Below are 23,394 nucleotides of genomic sequence, written 5' to 3'. Positions count from 1 at the left end.
ATGCCCTCCTCTCCGTTCGCGATCGAGGCAGACGGACTGACCAAACGCTTCGGGAGCGACGTCGCCGTCGACGGCGTCGACCTTGCCGTCGACCGCGGAACGGTCTACGGCTTTCTCGGCCCGAACGGGGCCGGAAAGACGACGACGATGCGGATGCTAACGACGCTGACGCGGCCGACTTCCGGCGAGGCGTGGATCGTCGGCAATCCCATCACTGACCGCGACGCCGTCCGCGGATCGATCGGCTACCTTCCCGAGGACCCCCCCGTCTTCGAGGAACTCACCGGCTGGGAACAACTCGAGTACGTCGCGCGGCTTCGTGACATTCCCGCCGAACGGGCGAACGCCCGGATCGAGGCCTGGCTCGAGCGCTTTGGGCTGGCCGAGGACGCCGGCAAGCGGATCGACGACTACTCGAAGGGGATGCGACAGAAGGTCGGGCTCGTCCAGGCGCTGTTGCACGAACCGGAGGTCGTCTTTCTGGACGAACCGACGAGTGGGCTCGATCCGCGTGCGGCCCGGACGGTCATCGATGCGATCGCGGAGATGGCCGAGGATGGTCACACGATCTTCCTCTCGACGCACATCCTTCCCGTCGTCGAGGAACTCGCCGACACCGTCGGCGTTCTCTTCGACGGCGAGATCGTCACCGAAGGGAGTCCGGAGGCGTTGACGGACCAGGTCGAAAGTGAGGCCGACTCGACGCTCGAGGACGTCTTCCTGACGGTGACGACCGACCACGGCACCCACCAGGCGCGGCCGGCCGAGTGACCATGGTGTCGTCGAGTCACATCCACGCGATCGGCCGAACCGAACTCCGGCGCCAGTGGCGTGCAGTACAGGAGAACCCCACCCAGCTCGTTGCACTCCTGTTCGTTGGGATCTTCTTCGTCCCGATGGCACTCGCCGGCCTGGCTGGCGCGTTCTTCTTCGGCGACAGCATCGCGTCGGGCTCGCTCGAGTCGCCAGGGTCGTGGGGGCGGCTCGTCCTCGTCTACACCTGGCTGTTCGCCGTCGGCTTCGGCGGCTATCGAGCCTACTCGACGGCGCTTCGACCCGACCGACTCGACGGCATGCTGACGACCGTCTCCCACCGGGAGTTTCTCGGCGGGCTTGTCTACTCCGAGGTACTCCTCTGGGGGATTCCGGCGGTCGTCTACAGCGCCCTCGCGTCGATCGCGTTCGCCGCCGGAGCCCGTTCCGTGGTGGCGCTCCCGTTTTCGTTCGGCGCACTCGTCATCGCGCTCTCGACCGCGCTCGCGGCCGGACACCTCGTCGCCCTCGCCGTTCGGAACGCTGGCGTCCGATCGAGACTGCTCACTCGGCTCCGAACAGTCGTGTTCATCCTGATCGGTCTCGTGTACTTCGCGCTCATCTTCACGCAGAACTTCGCGGCCGTCCTCGACCCGCTGTTCTGGCTGCTCGAGCCGACGCCTGTCGGCTGGTACGGCGAGCTGGCACTCGTCGGGACGGCGTCTGACGTCTCACTGGGTCGGGCGGCGGGTGCCGTCGTCTCGAGTGGCGTCTTCTTGCTGGTCTGTGCGTTTGCCCTCCCGCGACTCGCGGAGTTGCTCTGGTACGCGGATGGGGTCCACGTCGAACACGAGGTGGAGTCGACGGCGGATTCATCGACGGCGGAATCGCGTCTCGCGGCGGTCGTTCCACGGCCGGCCGTTGGCGTCGTCTGGGTCGACTGGAAACGGGCGAGGCGGGCGCCGATAACCCTCTCGTTCGTGCTCTATCCGTTGATATTCCTGGTTAACCCGGTTCTGACTGTCTTTCGAACCGGGACGGTCGGGAGTTCGTTTCCGCTGTGGGTCGCACTCTGTAGCGCCTGGATCACCGGGGCGCTCTTCTCGCTGAACGTCGTCGGTAACGAGGGTGCGGTCCTTCCGACGACGCTGTTGAGCGGAGAGCCCGGCCGGGCGGTCGTGATCGGACACGCGTTTGCCGGGGCAGCGCTCGTCGCGCCGGTCGCCGTCCCCGCGACGCTCGTCCTGTCCCTGCTCAGTCCGCACGCAATCGGAACGGCCGTCTCGCTGACGCTCGGTACCGCTGTACTCGTCGCCTGTGCCGGGCCGATCGCGACGGGGATCGGGGCGATCTTCCCCAAGTTCGAGGCGGTCAACGTCTCCCGGAGTACTCGTGCGGTCGTTCCGAGCGTCGTCGCGTTCGGTGTGTTCTCTGTCGTTCTCTGCGTGGTCGCCGTTCCGATGCTCGCCGGCCACAGCGTGCTTTTCGGTGGCGGAATCGCGTCACTCCTGGGCACGTCACACGCGCTCGTGGCGGCGGCCGGAACGGTGGTGACCGCCGCAATCGCGCTCCCGGTCGGCGCGCTCTCGGCTCGGTACGCGATCCGTACCGTCGAATCGTATCACGTAAACTGATCGCACTGGACCGTTCTCGAGTCTCCGTGCTCACTCGAGGCCGGCACCGACGGCCTCTTCGACCGACGAGAAACCGTCGCGCTGGAGCAACTCGACCAACCCCCGGTTGATTCGTTTCGCGGTCGAGGGTCCTTCGTAGACGAAGCCGGTGTAGAGCTGGACGAGCGACGCGCCGGCGCGGACCTTCTCGTAGGCGCGCTCGGCGGAGTCGACGCCGCCGACACCGACGATCGGGAGTTCGCCGTCGGTGTACTCCGCGAGCGTTCGGACGAGTTCGGTCGATCGATCTGCGAGCGGTTCGCCGCTCAGCCCGCCCTGCTCCTCGCGATTCGGCGACTCGAGACCCTCGCGTTCGGTCGTCGTGTTCGTCGCGACGATGCCGTCGACGTCGAATTCGCGGACGATGTCGACGAGTTCGCGGACCGACTCGTCGGGCGAGTCCGGTCCAACTTTCACCAGAATCGGTTTCTCCGCCTCGTTATCAGCCTCGAGCGTCTCGAGGATCGTCCGTAGCTGTTCGGGCGAAGATTCGTCGAACGTCTCGGGCGTGTTCGGACAGGAGACGTTCACGACGACGTAGTCGGCGAAGGGTGAGAGACGATCGAAGACCCGCCGGTAGTCCTCGATCGCTTCTGCCTCGCTCGAGGTGTTCATCTTGCCGACGTTGACGCCGAGGGGAACGTCGGGGACGCCGTCGCGCTCGAGGCGGGACTTGATGGCTTCCATCCCGTGACCGTTAAAGCCCAGGCGGTTGATCATTCCTCGGTCCTCCCTGAGCCGGAACAGCCGTGGTCGGTCGTTGCCCGTCTGGGCGTACGGCGTCACCGTTCCGATCTCGACGAATCCGAACCCGAGCGACTCGAGCGCGTGAGTCACCTCGGCGTTCTTGTCGAAGCCGGCCGCGACGCCAACTGGGTTTGGAAACCGGGTTCCGAAGGCGTCGACCTCGAGTGCCGGGTGGTCGTACTGGTAGGCGTAGGAAACCGCGGCACGGGTCGGATACGTCGACTGGACCGCCCTGAGCGCTTGCTTCCCGAGCGCGTGGGCTCGCTCGGGTGGGAGCGTGAACGCGAGCGGACGGACCCGCGAGTACAGCGTCATTGCGGGAAGATGTGAACGCGCCGAAGGTAAACGTCCCGGAGCGCGTCGGCGCCGCCCTCACGCCTCCGCGAACCGCATCATCGTCGCGCCGAAGCGGGAACTCTCGAGGCGTCCAATCTCCCGTCTACGGCTCGTGGCGGTCGCCCGCGTTCCCGACCGGGGGCTCGTCGTCACTCCCGAACTGGTTCGAGTCATCTCCGGCCTCGAGCCCGCGAAGCCGCTCGAGGCGGTCGTTGATCGACGGTGCCAGGTGGACGTGTTCGCCGATCCGGGTGCGTCGGCGTGGGAGTTCGAGTCGGTTCGCGGTGCGCTCGACGGCGTCAGCGATCTTCTCGGGTTCGAGTGCCCGTGCCGAGCGCTCGTCCGCGTCGTACAGCCCTGCCCGAACCCACCGGTCGAGACCCCACAACACGCCGACGATGCCGACGACCACGGCGACCAGCGGCTCGAGTTCTACGGTCGGGGAGGCGAGCGGAACCGCGACCACGACGCCACCCACGAGCGCTTGCAGGCGGAGGATCTCCGCGAGGAGGCGTCGATCGTGGACGCCCGACTCAAGACGGGCTGCCTGTATCGCGAGAAGCCCTTCGGCGAGGGGCTCGTCCGCGAGCAGTTCAGCGGCGACGACCAGCCGACGCCGGCGAGGCAGTCCGACCGAGAGCACCCCCAGGCCTGTCCAATCGGGGTTCTCGTAGACGAGAATCGGAACTTCGACCTCCGGCGCGTCCGCGAGCAGGGTCTCGAGGCGCCGTCGCTCGTTCTCGGTCGGCTCCCGGAGGGTTCCGGACTGGGCGAGCGAGTGTGGTTCGACCCACTCCGAACCGAGGACGAAGACGGCGATGCCGACGAGTGCGCCGCCGAGAACGCCGAGCGTGGCGACGAGCACGTAGATGGTCGCGACGACGGCCGACAGAAGGGCGATGCCGAGTGCGAGGTACCGCGCCCGTCTGTAGACTCTGGTTCGGATCGGGTGTGCCGACCGGTCCTCGTGGACTGCGACGTTACCGAGGTCGGTCCCGACGGTTGCGATCCACAGTCCGACGGGGAACGGAAGCCAGGCGACGATCGTCACCGCGACGTCTGGAAGCGCCTCGAGGGCGGAGAGTTCGGCGATCGCGCCGGGAACGTCGATGAGGACGTAGGCCCCGGTGGCGACGAGCCAGACTGCACCGACGATGACGTACTGGTAGCGGTCGGTGTCGGTTGTAAACGTCGTCGCGCGGAGCAATCGAACCAGCAACGTTCCGAGGATCGCGAGCGTGATAGCGAACAGAAACCACTGCTCGACTGGGATCGAGGGCGTGCTGGCGGCGGGGGTAATCGTCTCGAACGAACTCATCGGATCGGCCTGAACGTCCTGTTTCCGTCCGCTGAAGCGGCCGGAATCGATCTCTCGGCGCTTCGGAACTGCTGTACAGTCGTCCGTATCCCCCGGTCGACGGATAGCTATTGCGGATCGGGGCGGTCGGACCAATCGCCGTAGTTGTGCCGGAGTTGACCGATAGCAGACCGTCTCACTCGACGGTAACGCTCTTGGCCAGATTCCGCGGCTTGTCGATCGGTCACCAGCGCGAGCGGACCGTGTTTCAGTTTGCCCGCCGGGAAGCCCTCGGTGTGTGCGTACGTGATCTCCTTCATCTCGAGCGCTCCCTCGAGTGCGACCGAATCGTGCGCGTCGTATGTCTCGAGAACGTCGCGAACCTGCCGGCGATCGATCATCTGATCGCCGTTGACGGCGAGAAAGCCGATGCCGACGGACGACTCTGCCGCCGGTACGGCGTGGCCGGTTCCGAGCTGGTTTCCTCGGCGGCGTACGTAATCGGAATGTCCCAGTAACGGTGTCCGAACACGACTGGACGTCCGTTCGTTTGTATCCCATGACGAGGACGATAGACGTAATCCTCGCCTCGACCAGCGCGTCCAGCACCCGCTCGAGGAATCGTATGGCCCATTGATACCGGACCAACGGGACGTGATCGGGGCGATCGTCGCAAACATGGGCGAACTTCACGACCACACTTTTGCCCGATTGGCTCCAACGAACGCCCGTGCAAGAGTACGAGCGCAAACAACTGCTCGAGCGCGTCGAGCGCGACGGGGCGACCGTCGGCGCGGAGATCCCGGAGACGATCGCAGTCCAGGGTGAGGAGATCGATCTCCGGACGTTCGTCTTCGAGATCAAACGTCGCGAGACGGTTCCTGCGGGCGAACGCGAGCGCGTCGAGCAGGCCAAACGCAACCTCCGACGCGAGCGGACCGACCGGCTCGAGCGGATCGAGAACGGCGACATCAGCCGCGAGGAAGGCGAGGAACTCGCCCGGAGCGTCATCGGGATCGACCGCGCGCTGAACGCCTTAGAGAGCCTCGGCCCGACCGACCTAGAGCGCGAACAGCAGGCCAAGCAGGCCGCCGACACGAAACGCTGGATGTCCTTTCTCAAGAAGGCGCTGGGCCGCGAGGACGACGCCAGCGCCCGGAGGGGACGCTGATGGCGACGAACGCGGAGATCGCCGGCCGCTTCGAGGAGTTCGCCGACCTCCTCGAGGCCGACGACGTCGAGTACAAACCCCGAGCGTACCGCCGCGCGGCGGAGAACGTCCGCGCCCATCCCTCGCCGGTAGCCGACTACGTCGCCGACGGCGACCGCGAGACGCTCGAGGAGATCGACGGCGTCGGCGACGCAATCGCCTCGAAGATCGTCGAGTACGTCGAGACCGGCACCATCGAGGAACTCGAGGAGCTCCGTGCCGACCTCCCGATCGACATCGCCGACATCACCCGCGTCGAGGGCGTCGGCCCGAAGACCGCCGGCAAACTCTATCGCGAACTTGGCGTCGAGACCCTCGACGACCTCGAGACGGCGGCCGACGCCGGCGAGATCCAGGCGGTCAAAGGCTTCGGCCCCAAAACGGAGGAGAACATCCGCGACAACCTCGAGTTCGCCCGCCAGATCGGCCAGCGCTACCTCCTCGGGGAGGGCCGGCCCCTCGCCGACGACGTCCTCGCGTACCTCGACTCGATCGAGGCGGTCGACCGGTGTGAGGTTGCGGGGTCGATCCGTCGGTGGCGCGAGACGATCGGCGACGTCGACGTGCTGGTGGGAACCGAAGCCGGCGAGGAGGTCGTCGACGCGTTCGTCGACTGGGATTCTGTCGACGGCGAGATCGAGTCGGGTCCCACGAAGGCCAGCGTCCGCGTCGGCGAGATCCGCGTCGACCTTCGCGTCGTCGTCCCCGAGGAGTTCGGCTCCGCGCTCCAGTACTTTACGGGGAGCAAAGACCACAACGTCGGCCTTCGAAACTACGCGATCGACCGCGAGATGAAGCTAAACGAGTACGGTGCCTTCGACGTGAGCGCGGTCGGCGACGAGGAAGCTGACGAGGAAACCGACGGAAGACAGCGCGTCGGGGAGCGGGTCGCCGGCCCGACGGAAGCGGGGATGTACGAGGCGCTCGGATTGCCGTGGATTCCGCCGGAACTCCGAGAGGACCGCGGCGAGATCGACGCTGCCGAAGCCGGCGAACTCCCGGATCTCCTCACCCGCGAGGACGTCCGCGGCGACCTCCACACCCACACCGAGTGGTCCGACGGCAACACCACGGTCGAGGCGATGGTCGCCGAAGCCAAGCGCCGAGGGTACGAGTACTACGCCGTCGCCGACCACGCCGAGGGCCCCGGCGTCGTCGGGGGGATGGGTCTCTCCGACACCGAGATCTTAGAGCAGGTCGAAGCGATCCGTGAGGTCGACGCGGCGAGCGAGATCGCGGTGTTCGCGGGAATCGAGGCAAACGTCGACGCGGAGGGGGAGATCGGACTCTCGAGTGCGGTGATCGACGCCCTCGACCTCGTCGTCGCCTCGCCTCACAGCGCCCTCGACCAGGACGCCGAGACGGCCACCCAGCGACTCGTCCGCGCCATCGAGAACCCGGCCGTCGATATCCTCGGCCACCCGAGCGGCCGACTGCTCAACGAACGGTCGGGCCTCGAGTTCGACGCGACGGCCATCGCACGGGCCGCGGCCGACCACGACACCGCCCTGGAGATCAACAGCAACCCACGACGGCTCGATCTCTGGGGCAGCGCCGTCCAGGCCGCAATCGAGGAAGGTGCACCGATCGCCGTCAACACCGACGCCCACCACCCCTCAACGCTTGAGTACCTCCGCTGGGGAGTCCACACGGCACGACGGGGCTGGGCCGAGCCCGCTGACGTGATCAACACCTGGGAACTCGAGGAGCTTCGGGCGTTCCTCGAGTAATACCTCCCGCATACCGATTCGATTCCGAACCCATGCAACTCCTCCTCGACGTCATGTGCGGTGGCCTCGTCTCGTACCTGCGGATGTGTACCCACGATACGGCCTACGCCGGTGACCGCGGCCTCGAGGCCGACGACGACCTGCTCGCAGTCGCCCGCGAGGAGGGCCGGACGGTTGTCACGCGTGACGTTGCGTGTTCGAACCGCGCCGAGCGGTCGATTCTCCTCGAGTCCCGCGACCTCGAGGGCCAACTCGCCGAACTCGCGGCCGTCGGCGTCGATCTCACGCTTCCCGACGAGCCCGAACGGTGTGGTCGGTGCAACGGGTCGCTCGAGCCGATCGACGAATCGGCGTCGACACCGACGTACGCTCCCGATCCCGCGGAGACGGCAGTTTGGCGGTGTCGAGCCTGCGGTCAACACTTCTGGCGCGGGAGCCACTGGGACCGGGTCGGGGAAACGCTCTCGACCGTCGACACTCGGTAGTGGGACGGTCGCGGGCCCGTTTCCGAGCGACCCCGAATCGTTTCACGTTTCGACGTGGAAGCAGGACCGATGTCCGACGACGACCATCTCGACCGAGCCGGAAAACAGGCGGCGTACATCACGAACGAGTGGAGCGACGACCCCGCGATCATGCAGACGCAGGCGCTGTGTTACGTCGGCATCCAACTCGAGCGGATCGCCGATGCCCTCGAGGATCAGTAGATCGCGACGTCGTCGAACCGACCGTCGTAGGCGATGTGTCTCGGGTGAGTCGGCTCGAGCCCCGACAGAAAGAGCCGATCGGCCTTCTTCCAGGTGTTTTCGTAACAGAGGTGTGTGAGTTCGCGCGCCGTCGTTCGTACGCGCTGTAGGCCGTTTTTGTAGACGATCCGCCGAGCGATCTCCGCCTCGAACGCCTCGAGCAGGTCCGCCTCGGTGTCGATCGCCGACTCGAAGACGGTGTGGGCGACCCCGACGGTGTCTGGGAGGTGGGCGTACGACGACGTAAACGGCGGGTGGGCGAGTTCGTCCGCGAGTTCGCGTGCCCGACGGTTGTGCCACGGGAGGTGTTTCGGGTTGAACACCTCCACCGCGTCGATCGTCTCGGCGTAGTGTCTGACGTCCGCACCCGTGAGACTTACCGTCGCGAACTCCGGATGGGGGACGAGTACCGTCGCGTCCTGGCGTTCGAACTCCGCCATCGCCGTCTCCAGCGGGATGAAATCCGGAACAGGCTCCTCGAGGCCGAGCGCGAGGACGTGTTTGCGATCGTGCCAGGGGCCGGTAAACACCTCGCGGCCGGGGACGACCAACAACTCGTCGCTCGAGTAGGCGGCGGCACGCTCTCTGATGTCGGGAAGACGGGTGAAGTGTGGCGCGTAGACGACGACGTCGAGACCGACGCGCGTGGCTCGCTCGACGATCGCGTCGTCGAGTACCTTGACGTGACAGTCCACGCGAGTGACTCCGCCGTCGTTCACGAGAGCCCCTTTCGGGACGGTCGAGTTATGAATTCTGATTCGACGACGGTCGTTCGGAACCCAAACCAGCGACGGGATACTGCGAAAAAACCAAGAGGTCTGACAATCGATTACGAACATTCAATGGCCTGGGAATGCGGAATCGACGGCTGTGGTGCGGTGTTCGAGGACGTCGAATCGGCAGTGATCCATCAGGCGACCGAGCACGAGCGTCCGGAGTGTAAAGTGTGTGGAACGATCGTTCCGGACGGCTACCTCGCGCTTCGCCACACGTTCAACGAACACAGCCGCGCGGAGTACGTCCGCGCTTACGGCGCTGATTCCGAGGACGTCCGCAAACGCGAGGAACTCCTCGAGGAGATCGAGGAGGTCGCAGATATGGAGCTAATCGCGAACGAACTAACCCGATAACGGCGGGTTGGAACTCGCTACCGCTCGTCGGAATCGGTTGCGACCACGGTGTGTCGCCCACTCGAGTCGAGGAACTACCGTTCGTCGCTGTCGAGGACTCGAATCTGATCGCCTCGCACCGTCACCGGAATCGGCACCGTCGCCTCGTACAGTTCGACCGTCACCTGATCTTTGCCCTCGTCGATGCGCTGGACCTGGGCCTTCTCACCTTTGAACGGTCCGGCGATGAGCTCGACGATGTCACCCTCGGCGATCCCCTCGACGTCCGGCTTCGGCGAGAGGAAGTGTTCGACCTCCGAGATGTCGGACTCGCCGGGAACGATGCTTCGTGCGTGGGGAATCTCCTCGAGTACGCGCTCCAAGACGGCGTTGTCGTCGGCTTCGACCATCACGTACGACGTCAGCGAGTCGGGCGCGAGCGCGGCGTGGATCTCGGCCTCCTCACGGTTGATGATCATGTCCGCGACGGTTTGTTCCTGACTCGCTGTCGTCTTGACCGCGTAGATCCCCATCAGAGACCACCGGTCAACAGGAGCATGATTCCGCCGATGACGAAACCAATAAATCCGACGAGTAGGATGCCTGCACCGGCTATTTTCGATACCTGAAGGAACTCCTCAGTCGTGGGTGTCGTCGCCATTTTCAACACCCGAACGTACGAGGTGAGGTCGTACGGAACGTCCATATATGTCTATTCACAGCCCGGCACCTTTTATCTGTCTTTCGTGTCCTGCCGAGCGCCGTTGGTCACAGTCGGCTGAAGGGGAAACGCAGATCGAGGCCACCGAACGCCCACAACGGACTCTCCCATCTGGAATTTCAGGGGGCGTCGACGTCCGGTCGCGAAGCGAGTGTCAACTCGACCGTTCCCGGTTCGCCGTCGCGGACGATCTCTATCTCGATCGTTTCACCGGGCGACGTCTCGAGTGCGAGCGTCGACGAGAGCAGATCCTGGTTCGGAATCTCCCGATCGCCGATGGCCAAGATCACGTCGCCACCGGTACGAACGAGTTCGCCGTCTATGGTCGTCGTCTCGGCCGCCGGCTCGAGGACGCCGTCGGCGGGCGCGTTCGGAACGACCTCGGTTACCTGCACGCCGCCTGCCTCCTCGAGGTCGTTCGCCTCGGCGACCTGCGGGCCGACGGGATCGACGCCGACACCTATGTACGGGTGTTCGTACTCTCCCTCGCTCGCCAGGGCGGGGACCACACGGTTCGCGAGACGGGCGGCGATGGCGAAGCCGATCGTCTGGCCGGCACCCGCGAAGACGACCCCCAGCACGTCGCCCTCGAGGGAGATCAGCGGGCCGCCGCTGTTACCTGGATTGACCGGCGCATCGGTCTGGATCGCCGCGGGGATCGCGAATCCGGTCGGGCTCGGCAGCGACCGGTCGATGCCGCTGACGATCCCCTGTGAGATCGAGGCGTCGAGTCCGAGGGGATTTCCGAGCGCGAGCACCTCCTGGCCGACTACCGGGTCGTCGTCGGAGAGCGTGAGTCCCGTGGCGACGTCGGGAACGTCGTCGACGGACACGACGGCGAGGTCGCTGTGGACGTCTGAGCCGACGACTTCCCCAGTTCGCCACGCCTCGTCGGTGAACTGTAACTCGACCTCGTCGGTCCCGGCGACGACGTGGTGGTTCGTGACGACGTCCCCCTCCTCGAGGACGAACCCCGAACCGAGGCCGCCGGGGGTCCCCTCGTCTCCGGGGACGGTGACGAGTACGACGTCGCCGATGCTCTCCTCGTAGATGCTCGCGTAGTCCGCTTCGTCGGGCTGGTCTTCGTCCTGTGTCGCGTTGCTCGCGACTGCGGAGTGGCCCGTGGCGACCAGCGCGGCGATTCCGGACCCCACTTCGAGAAATCGACGACGACCGCACGGGGATCGGTCTGGCGACATGCCGAGATCCACCCCGACGAGAACCATAAAACATCCACTCCGGCGAGACGCGACGACCAGGCCGCGTGTCCCCACGACGTTCTGGGGCGGACGGCACCGCATCGTGGTGGTTCTCGGTCGGTCGCCGGGAACGCCTCCGAAACTAAAACACTTAGTCATTTCCGTCGGCGATGGTCGTGCGTGCGGGTCATGCCTCTTCGTCCCCGCATTCGTCTCTCGACTCGAGATACCCGAGTCGCCGTCCCGCCGGTCGACGAGCCGCCGAACCCGTCGAACCGTCCTCTCAGAGTTACTCCATCAGTGAATCCCGGAGGTCGTCGATCGTCGCGTCGAATCCGCCACCCTGTGCGATCGTCTCCGAGCCCCCGCCGCCGCCGCCGAACGCATCCGTCAGGTCGTCGAGGATCCCGGTCGCCGACCTCGAGTCGGCCCGTCCGACGACGGCAAATGGCCTGCCGGCTTCGCCGATGGCGACGATCACGTCGTCTCCCACGGCGGTCTCCGCTCGAACGTCGATTCGGCTCCGGACGACGTCACTGACGAGTTCGGTCTCCACGTCGCCGACCGTCGCGACGTGCCATCGTTCGCCGTCGCGTTCGAACGACTCGCCGCGATCGAGTCGAGCGGAGACGAGTTCGGACTCCGTACGCCGGAGTCGATCCTCGAGGTCGTCACGGTCTTCGATCAGCCGCTCGAGTTCGGTCGAGACCTCTTTGGCTCCCGTACCGAGCCTCCGTTTGGCGTCGAAGACGGCTCGTTTCTCCACAGTTCGGCGGTCGATCGCTCGCGGGCCGACCGCGAGTTCGATCCGGGTCAGCCCTTCGCCGGGATTCGACCGACCGAGGACGGTGACGGGTCCGATCTCGCGGGTGTTTCTGACGTGCGTTCCGCCACAGGCCGCGACGTCCCACGGCTCCGCTCGGGAGCCGGTTCTCGTGGTTCTGATCGCGGTGCCGTTTCCACCGCCCCCGTCGTCTTCGCCGATCGTGACGAGTCGGACGCGCCCCCTCCGGAGCGCCCCGTCTTCGGTCGCTTCGTTGAACGCGACGTTCTCGCGTTCGCGGGCGTCGGCGACCGGGACGTCCTCCCAGGAGACCGGGCGCGATTTCCAGACCGCTCGGTTGACCAGTTCGTCGAGTTCGATCAGAACGTCGTCGTCGATCGTCGTACTCGTCTCGAGGTCGACTCGAACCGCTCGCTCGCCGATGTCGAACCCGCCGTAGCCGAGCTCGTCGAGTAGCCGTCGGCCGGCCCCATAGAGAACGTGGCTTGCCGTGTGGGCACGCATACAGTACATTCGAAACGACCAGTCGACCGAACACAGGACGCGGTGTCCCGCCTTGAACGTCGGCTCGGTCTCGAGGACGTGTACTTGCTCGCCGTCGACGAGTTGGACGTCGACGACGTCGACGTCGCCGATCACCCCACGGTCGGCTGGTTGGCCCCCGCTCTCGGCATAGAAGTAGCTTCGCTCGAGCCAGACCTGTCGGCCGTCGACCGCCGTCACCTCTGTTTCGAATCGCGTGGCGTACGGTTCCGCCGCCGCCAGTTGCCCACTCATCGGTTTCACTCCACGGTCCGGAACTAAAAGTCTGCTCGCCGCTGGTTCGAACTAACCGTCGACAATTCCCTCACTCCGAGAGCGTCACGTCGAGACGTTCCTCGAGTGCGGCGATGACGCCGCCACCGATTCCGGCCTGGGTCGCCCGGCCTTGCTCGACCGCGAGCAGATCCTGCTCGCGGATACCCAGTTCGTCCGCGAGTTCCTCGCGCTGGAGACCCGCGTCCTGGCGGGCGTCGACGACGGTCTCGCCGTACTCGGAGACGAGATACGGGAGCGGGTCGTCGTCGTAGTTCGTCCCCTCTTTCTCCCAGTGTTCGGAGTCGCCATCCCAGACCGGGTTGGCCTTCGCGACGTTCTGTGCGGCCTTTTGCTTTCGACTCGGACCGTCACTCGAGGAGCCACTCGAGCCTGACGACCCGCTCGAGTCCCGACCCTGTCCTTTGGTCGGCGTATCGTCGTGGGGCGCACAGTCCGGACAGACCTCGAGTTCAGCGCCGGCGACCGACGCGAGCCGAAGCGAGTCGCTCTCCGCTCCGCAGAGTTCGCAGTTCGTCCCGCCGCCGCCGGAGGACGAACCGGTCGAGTACTTAGCCATGGTACCTTTTGGCAACTGTCGCATTTCAAATCACCGCTCGGGCGATTCCATGTGACCTCGCCGCAGGCACGGACCCAAAGGAAAGGGCTTTTATAATCACGCTGGATACCTTCGAGTGCAGACAGAGAACGCGAGCGTGGGTAGCCAAGCCAGGCCAACGGCGCAGCGTTGAGGGCGCTGTCCCGTAGGGGTCCGCCGGTTCGAATCCGGTCCCACGCATCGCATGGGTGGACAATGTCCACCGAAAATCGCGGCTTTGCCGCGAAATCACGATGCAGGTGATCTCCCTTCGTGGACATCACCCACGCATAATCCTTCCGGAAACTACTTCGATACCGACGGCTCTCCTCGGAAACGGTGAAACCGCCGACCCTAGCCGCGGACCGACAGAAACCACTTTCCCGCCTCGAGCGAACGACCACGTATGGAGTACGTCTCTCGAGAGCGAGTCCGTCCGATCGCGGCGGTGTTGAGCGTCGTCTCGTTGGCTGTCGTCTTCGCGGCAGCCGGCGGTCGGCTCCCTCAGTCGGCGGTTCCGGCGGCACCGGAGTGGGTGCTGACGGCGATTCCGCACGCGAACGTGGCCATCAGTGCGACGGCGATCGTCACGATCACGGTCGGGTGGCGAGCGATCCGCCGGGGCGACGTCGCGAGACACCGGGCCACAATGCTGGCCTCGTTCGCACTGTTTGTGACGTTTCTCACGCTCTATCTCTACCGACTCGTCGCGACCGGCGGTCCACAGCCGTTTCCCGGTCCCGAGTCGATCTACCAGTTCGTCTATCTCCCCGTGCTCGCGGTCCACATTCTCCTCGCGGTCGTCTGTATCCCCCTCCTCTATTACGCGCTGTTGCTCGCGTTTGCGTACCCGATCGATGAACTCCGCCGAACGAATCACGCTCGAGTGGGACGTCTCGCCGCCGGTCTGTGGCTGATCTCGTTTTCGCTCGGGATCGGCGTTTACGGCCTGTTGCACGTCGCGTACTGATAGGGATTATCGTAGCCAACCACCGGTTTCGAATCCTCTCTTTCGGCACTGTCTCTCGGTTCTTCACTGGGAAACGATGAACTCCTACGATAATCCCTATGAGTTCGGTTCGGTGAGGACTCCCCTCGGCGTTCGTCTGCCGGTCGAAGCTTGAACCGTCTGGACGTGGACGTTCTCCGCGGGCACGATCGCTCGGTGTATACGATGACTGAAGAACACGATCACGACGTAGCAGTAGATGTTTCGTCCGACGACGAACCACCGGTCACGGCCGATCGAGCCACGGGGACCGTCCGGTCGACGGTGACGGAGGGTGTAGAAACAGGGGTGATTCCGCTGGCCAGCGGCGGTGTGTTGCTCCTGTCGGCACTCCGATCGGCGATCCGCGGACAGCTTCGTGCGATCCCGAAAGGAATCGTCGGTGCCACACTGGTCCGGTACGGCGTTCGGAAGCGTCGCTCGAGCGAGCGGACCGAGGAATCGGCGGCCTCGGACGCTGGACCTGACCGACGTGGGGAATCCGAGCCGTCGGCCGAGGCGGCGGCCGCTTCGGATCGACCCGACTCGGGACGCGAGGGTCGACTCGAGCCGAGCGACGGCGACGCCGACGGCTCCGAGGAGTCTCGGGTCGAGTTCGTCGACGAGGAGGGCGTCTCGGAGCCACGCTCGAGGCCGGCAACCGACGGTGAGGAGTCCCGCGATCCGCGGCGGACCGTGGACGACGATCCGGTCGAGATCGACGTCTCGGAGTCGGCGATGGCCGACGAGGTGGGTGAAGCGACGGGGCCGGATCCGGAGCAGGCTCAGCCGGCACAGACCGAAGCGACCGAACCCGAGACGACTCCGACGGAGGACGCCCCAGAGCCGGCGGTCGAATCCCATGAGGACGACGACTCGAGCGACCGCGGTAGCGAGACCGACGAGAAAGCGCCCGAGGACGATGAGACCGGTGAGGATGGGAGCGAATCGAGCGAAACCGGTTCGTAAGCCGCGAACCGTTCGGCCCCGCTCACTCGAGTGCGAGCAGAAACCGGTCGACGCGATTGCTCTACGGGCAGCCGTCCGCGATCGATTCTGACAGGTCGACCGCCACGTCGTCCCCGAACACGTCGTCGGCGAAGACGGAGTAGTATCGATCCTCACACGACCACTGGAGTTCCGTTCCCTCGTCAGTCGTTGCGATCGTCCCCGCCGCGGTTCCGATCTCGACCGACTCGCCCCCGGTCGCGAACGTCCGTGGGCCGTCGCTCGTGGTCACCGACACTGTCCCATCCACACCGCGGTAGAACACCGACACCTGCGTCCGGTTCTCGTCGAGGAATTCGTAGCGGCTCACGCCGTCGAGTTCGACCCCGTCAGGAAGTGTGTCGGGCATGGGCTCCCCGACGGTGAAGGGGACGCTCTCGTTCGCCTCGTCGACCGTCTCGAACTGCTCGATAGTGGGGAGAACGATCGCTTCGAACTCGTCACCGTCGCCACCATCGTCGATTTCGCCGTTCGCCTCGTCCGATTCCGACGACGGATCGAACTCGAACAGGTCGTCCTCGAGACCGGGTTCGACCTCGAGGTCGGTGTACGTCGTCTCGAGTTCCGCGCTGTCGCCGACGACGCGGTGACTGACCGGGAACAGCGTTTCCCGATCGAGCCAGACCTCCACCCGTTCGGCGTGTCGATTCTCGACGTCGTGCTCGCTCGTCTCGAGTGGAACGGTGTACTCGGTGTCCCCGACGAGAACGTCGATCGACCGCTCTATCGTCTCGTCTTCCGGCGGATCGAACGCGAGCCGATACGTCTCGCGGCCGTCGAGCGTGGTTTCCTCAACGTCGGAGAGGGCGTACGAGTCGTCTGTGAGATACCGTTCTTGCTGTCCGTACAGCCCCTCGAGCATCGACTGCGAGTCGGGGTCGACCTCGATGTACTGTACCGAATCGGTTTCGGGGTCGTGGTGCCAGCGTCGGTCGCCGTCGGAAACGATCAGGTCGCCATCGCCGGTCTCGATCCGTGTCGTTCCCTCCTCGCGGAGCCAGACGTCCTCCTCGTACTGCGTCGTCTCGCCGTCGACGACCGTCCGGACCTCGAGCGTAGCGCTAACCTCGCTCGGGACTTCGTCGTTCTCGAGGCGGTCTGCGATCTCCTCGCCGGTGACGCTATCGCCGGGGACTGCGAGACAGCCGGCTGTCAGGAGGGCGACGACGAGGACGACGATCGGAAGCGACCGTCGGTAGCGGGGACTCGAGGGCATCACTCGGGTGACTGACGTGAACGACCAAATAATCGACGAATCGTTCGCACGTGTCGACTCGATGGTCTGGAACAGTACACGGGGGAACAGTCGTCTGTCACCTCGAGGACTACTCCTGGTAGCCGAAGCCGCCGGCGAAGAGCTTGGAGACGTAGCTCAGTACGAGCAACGCGACGACGAGTCCGACCAAGGCGTACGGCCGAAACCCGTAGTAGATCTCCTGGATACCGTAGAGCACGACGAGGACGCCCATCAGCAACGCGGTGCCACCTGCCCATCGCGAGACGTACGCTGGATCGACCGACTCGTCGTAGTTACCGTGGAGCTCTGCCCGCCCACGAAACGCGATCAGATAGCCGAGATACAGAATGAGGAGTCCACAGCCGAGCCAGACCAGACCGCTGACGACGTTGAAATCGACCATCCTCCTGGCGGACGTGGGGAAAGCGTTCGAATAAGTCCGGCGATCGACGCCGCTCCCGTCGGTGAACCCAACGTTTTCGTATACAAAAGATATTTTCCCGTCGGAGCAAAACGGAGTAGTATGAGTACGCAGGCGACGGAAGATCGGATCCTCCAGGTTCTCGAGGAGGACGCCCAGGCATCCTACACCGAGATCGCTGATCGGGCGGACGTCTCGAAACCCACGGTTCGAAAGTACATCAAACAACTCGAAGAGGACGGAGTCATCGTCGGCTATTCGGCAGACGTCGACCCGAAGAAACTCGCGAGTCAGACCATCGCCCTCGTCGGTTTCGACGTCGCGAGCGAACGCTACGTCGAAGCGACGAAGGCGCTGAAAGGGTTCGACGAGATCGAGGCACTGTACAGTTCGAGTGGCGACCACATGCTGATGGCGGAGGTCCGTGCCGAGGACGGCGACGCCCTGGGCGAGTTTATTTCCGACGAACTCCTCGAGATCGACGGTGTGACCGCGGCACATCCCTCGTTTCTCCAGGAGCGACTGAAGTAACCGCCTCTCGTCTTCGAACGCGTCGATTCTCATTCCGGACGTTCGGACCGACGGTTTCAGGTCCATTCGCCCGGCCGTCGCCGTGTTCTCACCCGCGTCAGCGCCGGTGTTTTGACCGTCCCCACCGTACGGTTGAGTATGCCCACCTACGAACGACGGACGACGATCGACGCCCCGATCGAGGACGTCTGGGCCTTTTCCGCCGACGTCTCCGGACTCGAGGCGGTGACTCCCGACTGGCTGGGTCTTCGCGTCGAGTCGGTGATCGGTCCCGACGGAACGCTCGGTCGGAACGGACTCGAGGTCGGAACGGAGATTTCGCTGTCGATGCGCCCGTTCGGTGTCGGCCCACGCCAGTACTGGACGTCCCTCATTACCGAGGTCGATCGTCGCGACGGTGTCGCGTACTTTCGCGACGAGATGGTCCGTGGCCCCTTCGATCGGTGGGTGCACACGCACTCGTTTTTCGCCGACGGCGATCGGACCGTCCTTCGAGATCACGTCGCCTACGACCTTCCGCTCGGACCTCTCTCCGGAGCGGTATCGCCGGTCTCGCACGTCGGCTTCGAGGCGATGTTCCGGGAACGCCATCGGGCGACGAACGCCGAACTCGAACGATAACGTCGTACACAGGAGTCGATCGGCGATCTGTGTGAAGAACACAAGGCGGACGTGGTTGGATTCGACGACACCGGCGGCTCGCCGCGACCGGGTTCGCGGACCTGCGCTAACCGGGCTGTGCTGACGGCAAGTTCCGTTTCGAAAACGGTTCCTCACATGAGCGAGTGCGCTCGGACGTGAACGGCTGGGACCTCGAGGGATCGACGACGCCGTACGTCGCACTCGCCGCTGCGGTGTTCGCGGCGAGTACGAGCGCCATTTTGGTTCGCTGGAGCCACGCACCGTCGTCGGTCGCGGCCTTCTACCGGATCCTGTTCACCACGGCGCTGCTCGCTCCGATCGCGCTGGTGTGGTACCGCGAGGAGTTTCGTCGCCTCTCCTGGCGCGACGGTGGCTTCGCGGCCGTCGCCGGCGTCGCGCTCGCCGTCCACTTCGCGGCCTGGTTCGAGAGCCTGAATCACACGAGCGTCGCCGCGAGCGTCACGCTCGTCCAGACCCAACCGATCTTCGTCGCCCTCGGGGCCGCGCTCGTTCTCGGGGAGCGAGTCTCCCGGGAGACCGTCCTCGGCATCGTGATCGCGATCGTCGGCGCAGCGATCATGTCCCTTGGCGACGCCGGCGAGGCACCGATTTCCGACGCGACGACGTTCGGCAACGCGCTCGCCCTCCTCGGCGCGGTCACCGTCGCTGGCTACGTGCTGGCGGGCCGGTCGATCCGCCAGCGGGTCTCATTGTTCCCCTACGTCACCGTCGTCTACACCGCCTGCGCGGCGACGCTGTTCGTCCTCGTCGGGGCACAGGGCCACGACTACGTCGCGTACCCGGCCCGCGAGTGGCTGCTCTTTCTCGGCATGGCCGTCGGTCCCGGCGTCTTCGGTCACACCGTCGTCAACTGGGTCCTGAAACACCTCGAGTCGGTCGTGGTCAGCGTCGCCTGGCTCGGCGAACCCGTCGGCGCGACGCTGCTCGCGCTCGCGTTGCTCACCGAGATTCCCGACGCCGTCACCGTGGTCGGCGGCCTCGTCGTCCTCGGGGGAATCTACGTGACGACGATCGAACGCGAACGGCGTCGTGTCGATGGGTGAACGTCGCGTCGTTGCCCGACGTCAACGTGACCCGGTCTTCATACCCTCGGCCGAATCCTCGAAGAGTTCGCTCACGAGCCGCCTCTCCGCCTTGCGGAGATGTTCGCCGACCGTACTCGGTGCGCACTCGAGTCGATCGGCGATCTGCTCGTGGCTCGTCTCGCTCGGCTGGTCGTAGTAGCCAAGTTCGTAGGCCACCGCGAGCACCTCGCGCTGGCGTTCGGTTAGCGATCGTCCCCGATGAAGGCTCTCCCGGTAGGTGCCGACCTCGAGCACCGTCGCCTCGAGCGCCGACGGGAGTGTCTCGAAGGCATTCGAGAGGTCCGACTGCGTTCCGACGACGGTGAGTTCGACGCTATCGGGGTGAAACGTTACCGGGAGCAAGACGACGAGGCTATCGCTGGTGAATCGTTCGCGGATCTCGCCGACCCCCGGCGGCGCTCGAAACCGGACGTACGCGTAGACGACGCCCGTCTCGGCGCTTGCGATCTCCCACTCGAGGACGTCCGGATCCGACTCGAGAACCCGGTGAACCGTCGCCTCGTCGGCTTCGATCGAGAGCGTGTACGTCGGCGTGTCGGTATCCGCAACCCCGCCAGCCAGGAGGTGTACCGTGTCGACTCCCTCGCTCCCCGCGAGATCCGCGATCGGCGTGTCGTACTGTTCGGTACCGATTGTGGGGGCTTGCCGTTCGTCCTCGACTCCGGAAGCGAAGCGGCCGCCACCGGAGCGATCGTCGGTATCTCCGGGCTCGTCTCCTCCACCATCGGACCCGTCGCTGCCGTCGTGTTCGTTTCCCCTACGACCGGACTCGTCCCCGCCGCCGGACTCGTCACCCCAATCGTCCGGTCCGTTTCTCCTCTCGCCGGACTCGTCTTCCGCAGTACGCTCGGCCGGCTCGGGCGTGGATGGCCGCAGTCGGGTACGAACGTACTTCATACACGCTCGGCAGTATCTCCCATTACTTATAAATCACCGGTCCGGACCGGCAGTAACGCCACTCGAGTTCGCGGGAAACGAACGGGTATGAGCGAGACGATTCCGACTGTCGGCCGCGTTCCCGTGCTTGGAAGCGCCCTCGAGATCGGTCGGGACCCCTTTCGATTTCTGGAGGGGGCTCCCGAGGAGTACGGTCCGGTGTTTCGCGTCTCGATCCCCGGACTTTCGTTCGTCTGCTATACGGACGCCGAGCTCGTAGAGCGGGTGCTGGCCGGAAAGTCGGACCGGTACCGCAAGGATCCGCGGGAGATCGATCTCCTCGGCGACTTGCTCGGTGACGGCCTGCTCACCGCCCGCGGCGACGACTGGGAGCGCGGCCGCGAGCACGTCCAGCCCGCGTTCTATCCGGGTCGGCTCCGCGAGTACGGCGAGGACATGCTCGATCGAACCGCCGAAGAACTCGAGCGATGGGATGACGGCGAGGTGATCGACGCCCACGGGGCGGCGACGCGACTGACGTTGTCGATCGTCGCGACGACGATGTTCGGCGTCGACGACGTCGCGGAGACCGACGCGATCGCGGCCGCCGCCGACGCGATCACGAGCCGGTTCGAGCCTTCGCGCGTGCCGATGGAGATCCCATTGTGGGTGCCGACGCCGGCGAATCGACGGTATCGAAACGCGACCGACGAACTCGACGACGTCATCGGGTCGATACTGCGGCGACGACGGACCTCGGGTGACGAACTGAACGGTGGCGACAGCTCCGACCTCTGTTCGGCACTGCTGTCGGCCGGCGAGTCGGGGACGCTCTCCGACGACGAGATCCGGGATCATCTCGTCACCATGTTGCTCGCGGGCCACGAGACGACGGCCATCGCGTTGACGTACGCGCTCGGGTTGCTGGCGACGCATCCGGACGAGCGTGAGCGCGTCCTCGAAGAGGTCCGCGCGGTCGACGAACTCACGCCCCAGACGAACCTTCCCCGCACGGATCGCGTCGTTCGTGAGAGTCTCCGGCTCTACCCGCCGACGTACATGCTCTTTCGCCAGACCACGAAACCCGATACCGTTTCCGGATACGAGGTGCCAGCGGGGACGCGAGTCGTCCTCTCCCAGTGGGCGATCCACCGCAGCGACCGATACTACGACGATCCGCTCGCGTTTCGGCCCGGTCGGTGGACCTCCGAAATGCGCGAGTCGCTCCCCGAGTACGCGTACTTCCCGTTCGGCGGCGGCGCGCGCCAGTGTATTGGCCGGCGATTCGCCCTGCTCGAGCTTCGGCTCGTCCTCGCGCGAATCCTTCGCTCGGTTCGACTCGAGGCGACGCCCGAGACGGAACTGTCGCCGACGCCGGCGTTGACGTCGCGTCCCGAGGGCCCCGTCTGGGTGCGGGTTCGGCGGTGAGCGGCCGCTCCCGAGTGGGGTGTAATCGAACCCGGACTCACCGTTCGACGTGTGTCTGTGCGTCGAATCCGCCGCGAACGAGCGGTTTCGCGATATGTCGGCGGGCACACGGCGGCACCTCGTACCACCCTTCTTCGAGGTCGCGCTCGAGTGGAATCTCCGCTTTCCCCGGTGCGTCGGTGTCACATTCGCGACACCGGTAGCCCTGATTTCGGCCGGCGCTCTCCATCGTCCGCCCGCAATCGGAGCACGTGGGCGTCACCCGCTCGATCCGGACGAGGTCGCGGACGGCGAACTTCTCGAGTTTGAGCGTCCCGTCCGACACCTCGCCGCAGGCGGTGATTCGATCGCCGACTCGAAGGGCGCGAACGCGGTCCCGAAAGCGCTTGGTCGGCTCGAAGGCGGCACACTCGATGGAGAGGCCGTCGACATCACCGCGCTCTTGATTACCCTCTCCGTCGCTCGAGGACTCGCCCTCGAGCGTGAAGAAGACGTGTCCGCCGCGACGGGTTTCGGGCTCGCTTGCAACTCGGCCGTCGAGTCGGTACGCGCGACCGTCGCGAACGTCGGCGATCGATCCCTCCCGGAGGTGGACGTCGGTCCCCTGGTTCGTGACGAACAGGCGACTCGAGGCGACGGGTTCGCTCTCGATCCCCGCGGCGACCCGCCGGACGGTCTCGGGGTCGTCGCCACGGATGCCGTAGAGGATCGGACCCGGCGTGTGGGGCACGCAGACGGTCTCGCTTTCGCCGCGGTCGACGGTGTCCCAGGCCTCCGGATAGCCGCGGTCGGCGGCGGCGAAGACGCTCTCGGCGTCGACGTCCCGCGTCGTTCCCCACCGTTGGGGCTCCCGGTAGGCGATCTGTTCGTAGGTCCATCCCTCGAGTTCGCGCCAGCTTCCGAGCGCGGCCAGCGCGCCGATCCGACCGCGGCCGTCGCCGGCGTGCCACGAGCGGTAGCCGTGACGGTCGACGAGCGCGGCGGCGTCGTCGATATCGAGGTGTTCGCGGATCGCACGGCGAGCGAACCGGGCGACGCTCTCGGGGATCGCATCGGCAGGGTGGTCGGCGACGACGAGCCCCGGATTCGTTCGTTCGTCGGCAGTTTCGGCCAGCGACTCGAGTTCGGCACGCGCTATCTCGAACGCCCGGCCGGGGTCGCAGTCGACATGGATCGCGAGTGCGGCGTTTCCGCGGGTTTTGTACTCGACTGCCGGGTTCAGCCTCACGAGGAGGATCCGGCGAACGCATGCGGCCCCGCCTTCGGCCCCTTCACCGGTCGCCGGACGGCACAACCGCTCGGCGATCCGCGAAGCGACGTACGTCGTACACATCCCGCGCTCCCGCGAGTCCGTATCGTCCAGCGCGACGACGGTCATCGTCGGTGGTTCGGTCGCGAAGACGTAACGCCTTTCGCACCGAGACGACGGTGCCCGCGACCCGAACGGTCCAGCCGAAAG

The 23,394-nt window shown here is 65.6% G+C and carries 26 protein-coding genes and 1 tRNA gene; 14 read left to right on the top strand and 13 right to left on the bottom strand.

What is annotated here, in order from left to right; translation table 11 throughout:
• Both GRS80_RS07105 and GRS80_RS07100 read left to right on the top strand, forming a co-directional pair.
• On the top strand, positions 1–771 hold the full coding sequence (locus GRS80_RS07105) for an ABC transporter ATP-binding protein (protein WP_160046932.1): 771 nt from the start codon (positions 1–3) through the stop codon (positions 769–771).
• A gap of 2 nt (positions 772–773) precedes the next feature.
• A complete protein-coding gene (locus GRS80_RS07100; protein ID WP_160046931.1) occupies positions 774–2,387 on the top strand; it encodes a hypothetical protein in 1,614 nt (537 codons plus the stop codon).
• A gap of 30 nt (positions 2,388–2,417) precedes the next feature.
• Here GRS80_RS07100 and GRS80_RS07095 read toward each other — a convergent pair whose 3' ends face one another.
• The 3 genes from GRS80_RS07095 to GRS80_RS20345 all read right to left on the bottom strand — a co-directional run bounded on the left by GRS80_RS07095 (position 2,418) and on the right by GRS80_RS20345 (position 5,207).
• Entirely contained in the window at positions 2,418–3,488 is a 1,071-nt protein-coding gene (locus GRS80_RS07095; RefSeq protein WP_160046930.1) for a quinone-dependent dihydroorotate dehydrogenase, read from the bottom strand.
• Between the two features lie 124 nt (positions 3,489–3,612).
• The gene (locus GRS80_RS07090; RefSeq protein ID WP_160046929.1) at positions 3,613–4,827 is read right to left on the bottom strand and encodes a UbiA family prenyltransferase; all 1,215 of its coding nucleotides are present in this window, start codon (positions 4,825–4,827) and stop codon (positions 3,613–3,615) included.
• A 107-nt stretch (positions 4,828–4,934) separates the two neighbouring features.
• Positions 4,935–5,207 (bottom strand): SIS domain-containing protein, encoded by a 273-nt coding sequence (locus tag GRS80_RS20345; RefSeq protein ID WP_200840343.1) that lies wholly within the window; start codon positions 5,205–5,207, stop codon positions 4,935–4,937.
• A 329-nt stretch (positions 5,208–5,536) separates the two neighbouring features.
• Here GRS80_RS20345 and GRS80_RS07080 point away from each other — a divergent pair, with 329 nt between their 5' ends.
• The 4 genes from GRS80_RS07080 to GRS80_RS20340 all read left to right on the top strand — a co-directional run bounded on the left by GRS80_RS07080 (position 5,537) and on the right by GRS80_RS20340 (position 8,453).
• Entirely contained in the window at positions 5,537–5,977 is a 441-nt protein-coding gene (locus GRS80_RS07080; RefSeq protein ID WP_343161483.1) for a DUF5788 family protein, read from the top strand.
• Positions 5,977–7,746, top strand: a complete 1,770-nt coding sequence (polX, locus tag GRS80_RS07075) for a DNA polymerase/3'-5' exonuclease PolX (RefSeq protein ID WP_160046927.1) — start codon at positions 5,977–5,979, stop codon at positions 7,744–7,746. The genes GRS80_RS07080 and polX overlap by 1 nt, the downstream gene beginning before the upstream one ends.
• A gap of 32 nt (positions 7,747–7,778) precedes the next feature.
• Positions 7,779–8,231, top strand: a complete 453-nt coding sequence (locus GRS80_RS07070; protein WP_160046926.1) for a Mut7-C RNAse domain-containing protein — start codon at positions 7,779–7,781, stop codon at positions 8,229–8,231.
• A 69-nt stretch (positions 8,232–8,300) separates the two neighbouring features.
• Complete coding sequence (locus tag GRS80_RS20340; protein WP_200840340.1) at positions 8,301–8,453, top strand: hypothetical protein; 153 nt, start codon at positions 8,301–8,303, stop codon at positions 8,451–8,453.
• Here the strand turns inward: GRS80_RS20340 and GRS80_RS07065 are convergent.
• Positions 8,447–9,211, bottom strand: coding sequence for a PHP-associated domain-containing protein (locus GRS80_RS07065; protein WP_343161482.1), 765 nt, complete (start codon positions 9,209–9,211; stop codon positions 8,447–8,449). The two genes, GRS80_RS20340 and GRS80_RS07065, sit on opposite strands and share 7 nt — an antisense overlap.
• A gap of 123 nt (positions 9,212–9,334) precedes the next feature.
• Here GRS80_RS07065 and GRS80_RS07060 point away from each other — a divergent pair, with 123 nt between their 5' ends.
• Positions 9,335–9,622: a hypothetical protein gene (locus tag GRS80_RS07060; protein ID WP_149080397.1), complete on the top strand. Its 288-nt coding sequence runs from the start codon at positions 9,335–9,337 to the stop codon at positions 9,620–9,622.
• A 74-nt stretch (positions 9,623–9,696) separates the two neighbouring features.
• On the opposite strand, the gene GRS80_RS07055 is transcribed toward GRS80_RS07060, so the two are convergent.
• The 5 genes from GRS80_RS07055 to GRS80_RS07035 all read right to left on the bottom strand — a co-directional run bounded on the left by GRS80_RS07055 (position 9,697) and on the right by GRS80_RS07035 (position 13,680).
• A complete protein-coding gene (locus tag GRS80_RS07055) occupies positions 9,697–10,134 on the bottom strand; it encodes a transcription elongation factor Spt5 (RefSeq protein ID WP_149080398.1) in 438 nt (145 codons plus the stop codon).
• A complete protein-coding gene (locus GRS80_RS07050) occupies positions 10,134–10,307 on the bottom strand; it encodes a protein translocase SEC61 complex subunit gamma (protein WP_149080399.1) in 174 nt (57 codons plus the stop codon). The genes GRS80_RS07055 and GRS80_RS07050 overlap by 1 nt, the downstream gene beginning before the upstream one ends.
• A gap of 134 nt (positions 10,308–10,441) precedes the next feature.
• Positions 10,442–11,521, bottom strand: a complete 1,080-nt coding sequence (locus GRS80_RS07045) for a trypsin-like peptidase domain-containing protein (protein WP_160046924.1) — start codon at positions 11,519–11,521, stop codon at positions 10,442–10,444.
• 289 nt (positions 11,522–11,810) lie between these two features.
• Positions 11,811–13,082, bottom strand: a complete 1,272-nt coding sequence (locus tag GRS80_RS07040) for an alanyl-tRNA editing protein (RefSeq protein ID WP_160046923.1) — start codon at positions 13,080–13,082, stop codon at positions 11,811–11,813.
• A gap of 70 nt (positions 13,083–13,152) precedes the next feature.
• Positions 13,153–13,680 (bottom strand): multiprotein-bridging factor 1 family protein, encoded by a 528-nt coding sequence (locus GRS80_RS07035; protein ID WP_160046922.1) that lies wholly within the window; start codon positions 13,678–13,680, stop codon positions 13,153–13,155.
• Positions 13,681–13,814: 134 nt separating this feature from the next.
• Between GRS80_RS07035 and GRS80_RS07030 the strand changes: the two genes are divergently transcribed.
• The 3 genes from GRS80_RS07030 (at position 13,815) to GRS80_RS07020 (ending at position 15,655) form a co-directional block, all read left to right on the top strand.
• A tRNA-Leu gene (locus GRS80_RS07030) sits at positions 13,815–13,899 on the top strand.
• A 205-nt stretch (positions 13,900–14,104) separates the two neighbouring features.
• Positions 14,105–14,668: a DUF420 domain-containing protein gene (locus tag GRS80_RS07025; protein ID WP_160046921.1), complete on the top strand. Its 564-nt coding sequence runs from the start codon at positions 14,105–14,107 to the stop codon at positions 14,666–14,668.
• 204 nt (positions 14,669–14,872) lie between these two features.
• A complete protein-coding gene (locus GRS80_RS07020; RefSeq protein ID WP_160046920.1) occupies positions 14,873–15,655 on the top strand; it encodes a hypothetical protein in 783 nt (260 codons plus the stop codon).
• A gap of 61 nt (positions 15,656–15,716) precedes the next feature.
• Here GRS80_RS07020 and GRS80_RS07015 read toward each other — a convergent pair whose 3' ends face one another.
• Both GRS80_RS07015 and GRS80_RS07010 read right to left on the bottom strand, forming a co-directional pair.
• The gene (locus GRS80_RS07015; protein WP_160046919.1) at positions 15,717–16,910 is read right to left on the bottom strand and encodes an outer membrane lipoprotein carrier protein LolA; all 1,194 of its coding nucleotides are present in this window, start codon (positions 16,908–16,910) and stop codon (positions 15,717–15,719) included.
• 109 nt (positions 16,911–17,019) lie between these two features.
• A complete protein-coding gene (locus tag GRS80_RS07010) occupies positions 17,020–17,334 on the bottom strand; it encodes a hypothetical protein (RefSeq protein WP_149080406.1) in 315 nt (104 codons plus the stop codon).
• Between the two features lie 120 nt (positions 17,335–17,454).
• Between GRS80_RS07010 and lrpA1 the strand changes: the two genes are divergently transcribed.
• The 3 genes from lrpA1 to GRS80_RS06995 all read left to right on the top strand — a co-directional run bounded on the left by lrpA1 (position 17,455) and on the right by GRS80_RS06995 (position 19,589).
• A complete protein-coding gene (gene lrpA1 / locus GRS80_RS07005; RefSeq protein ID WP_149080407.1) occupies positions 17,455–17,883 on the top strand; it encodes an HTH-type transcriptional regulator LrpA1 in 429 nt (142 codons plus the stop codon).
• Positions 17,884–18,021: 138 nt separating this feature from the next.
• Positions 18,022–18,504 (top strand): SRPBCC family protein, encoded by a 483-nt coding sequence (locus GRS80_RS07000; RefSeq protein WP_160046918.1) that lies wholly within the window; start codon positions 18,022–18,024, stop codon positions 18,502–18,504.
• Positions 18,505–18,680: 176 nt separating this feature from the next.
• Entirely contained in the window at positions 18,681–19,589 is a 909-nt protein-coding gene (locus GRS80_RS06995) for a DMT family transporter (protein WP_343161481.1), read from the top strand.
• Positions 19,590–19,610: 21 nt separating this feature from the next.
• Here GRS80_RS06995 and GRS80_RS06990 read toward each other — a convergent pair whose 3' ends face one another.
• Positions 19,611–20,528, bottom strand: a complete 918-nt coding sequence (locus tag GRS80_RS06990) for a helix-turn-helix domain-containing protein (RefSeq protein WP_160046917.1) — start codon at positions 20,526–20,528, stop codon at positions 19,611–19,613.
• 87 nt (positions 20,529–20,615) lie between these two features.
• Here GRS80_RS06990 and GRS80_RS06985 point away from each other — a divergent pair, with 87 nt between their 5' ends.
• Positions 20,616–21,935, top strand: a complete 1,320-nt coding sequence (locus GRS80_RS06985) for a cytochrome P450 (protein WP_160046916.1) — start codon at positions 20,616–20,618, stop codon at positions 21,933–21,935.
• 37 nt (positions 21,936–21,972) lie between these two features.
• Here GRS80_RS06985 and GRS80_RS06980 read toward each other — a convergent pair whose 3' ends face one another.
• Positions 21,973–23,313 (bottom strand): tRNA(Ile)(2)-agmatinylcytidine synthase, encoded by a 1,341-nt coding sequence (locus tag GRS80_RS06980; protein WP_160046915.1) that lies wholly within the window; start codon positions 23,311–23,313, stop codon positions 21,973–21,975.
• Between the last annotated feature and the right edge of the window lie 81 nt (positions 23,314–23,394).

The organism is Natrialba sp. INN-245, assembly GCF_009807105.1.
Lineage (GTDB): Archaea > Halobacteriota > Halobacteria > Halobacteriales > Natrialbaceae > Natrarchaeobius > Natrarchaeobius swarupiae.
This window is presented reverse-complemented; position numbering and strand designations above follow the sequence as displayed.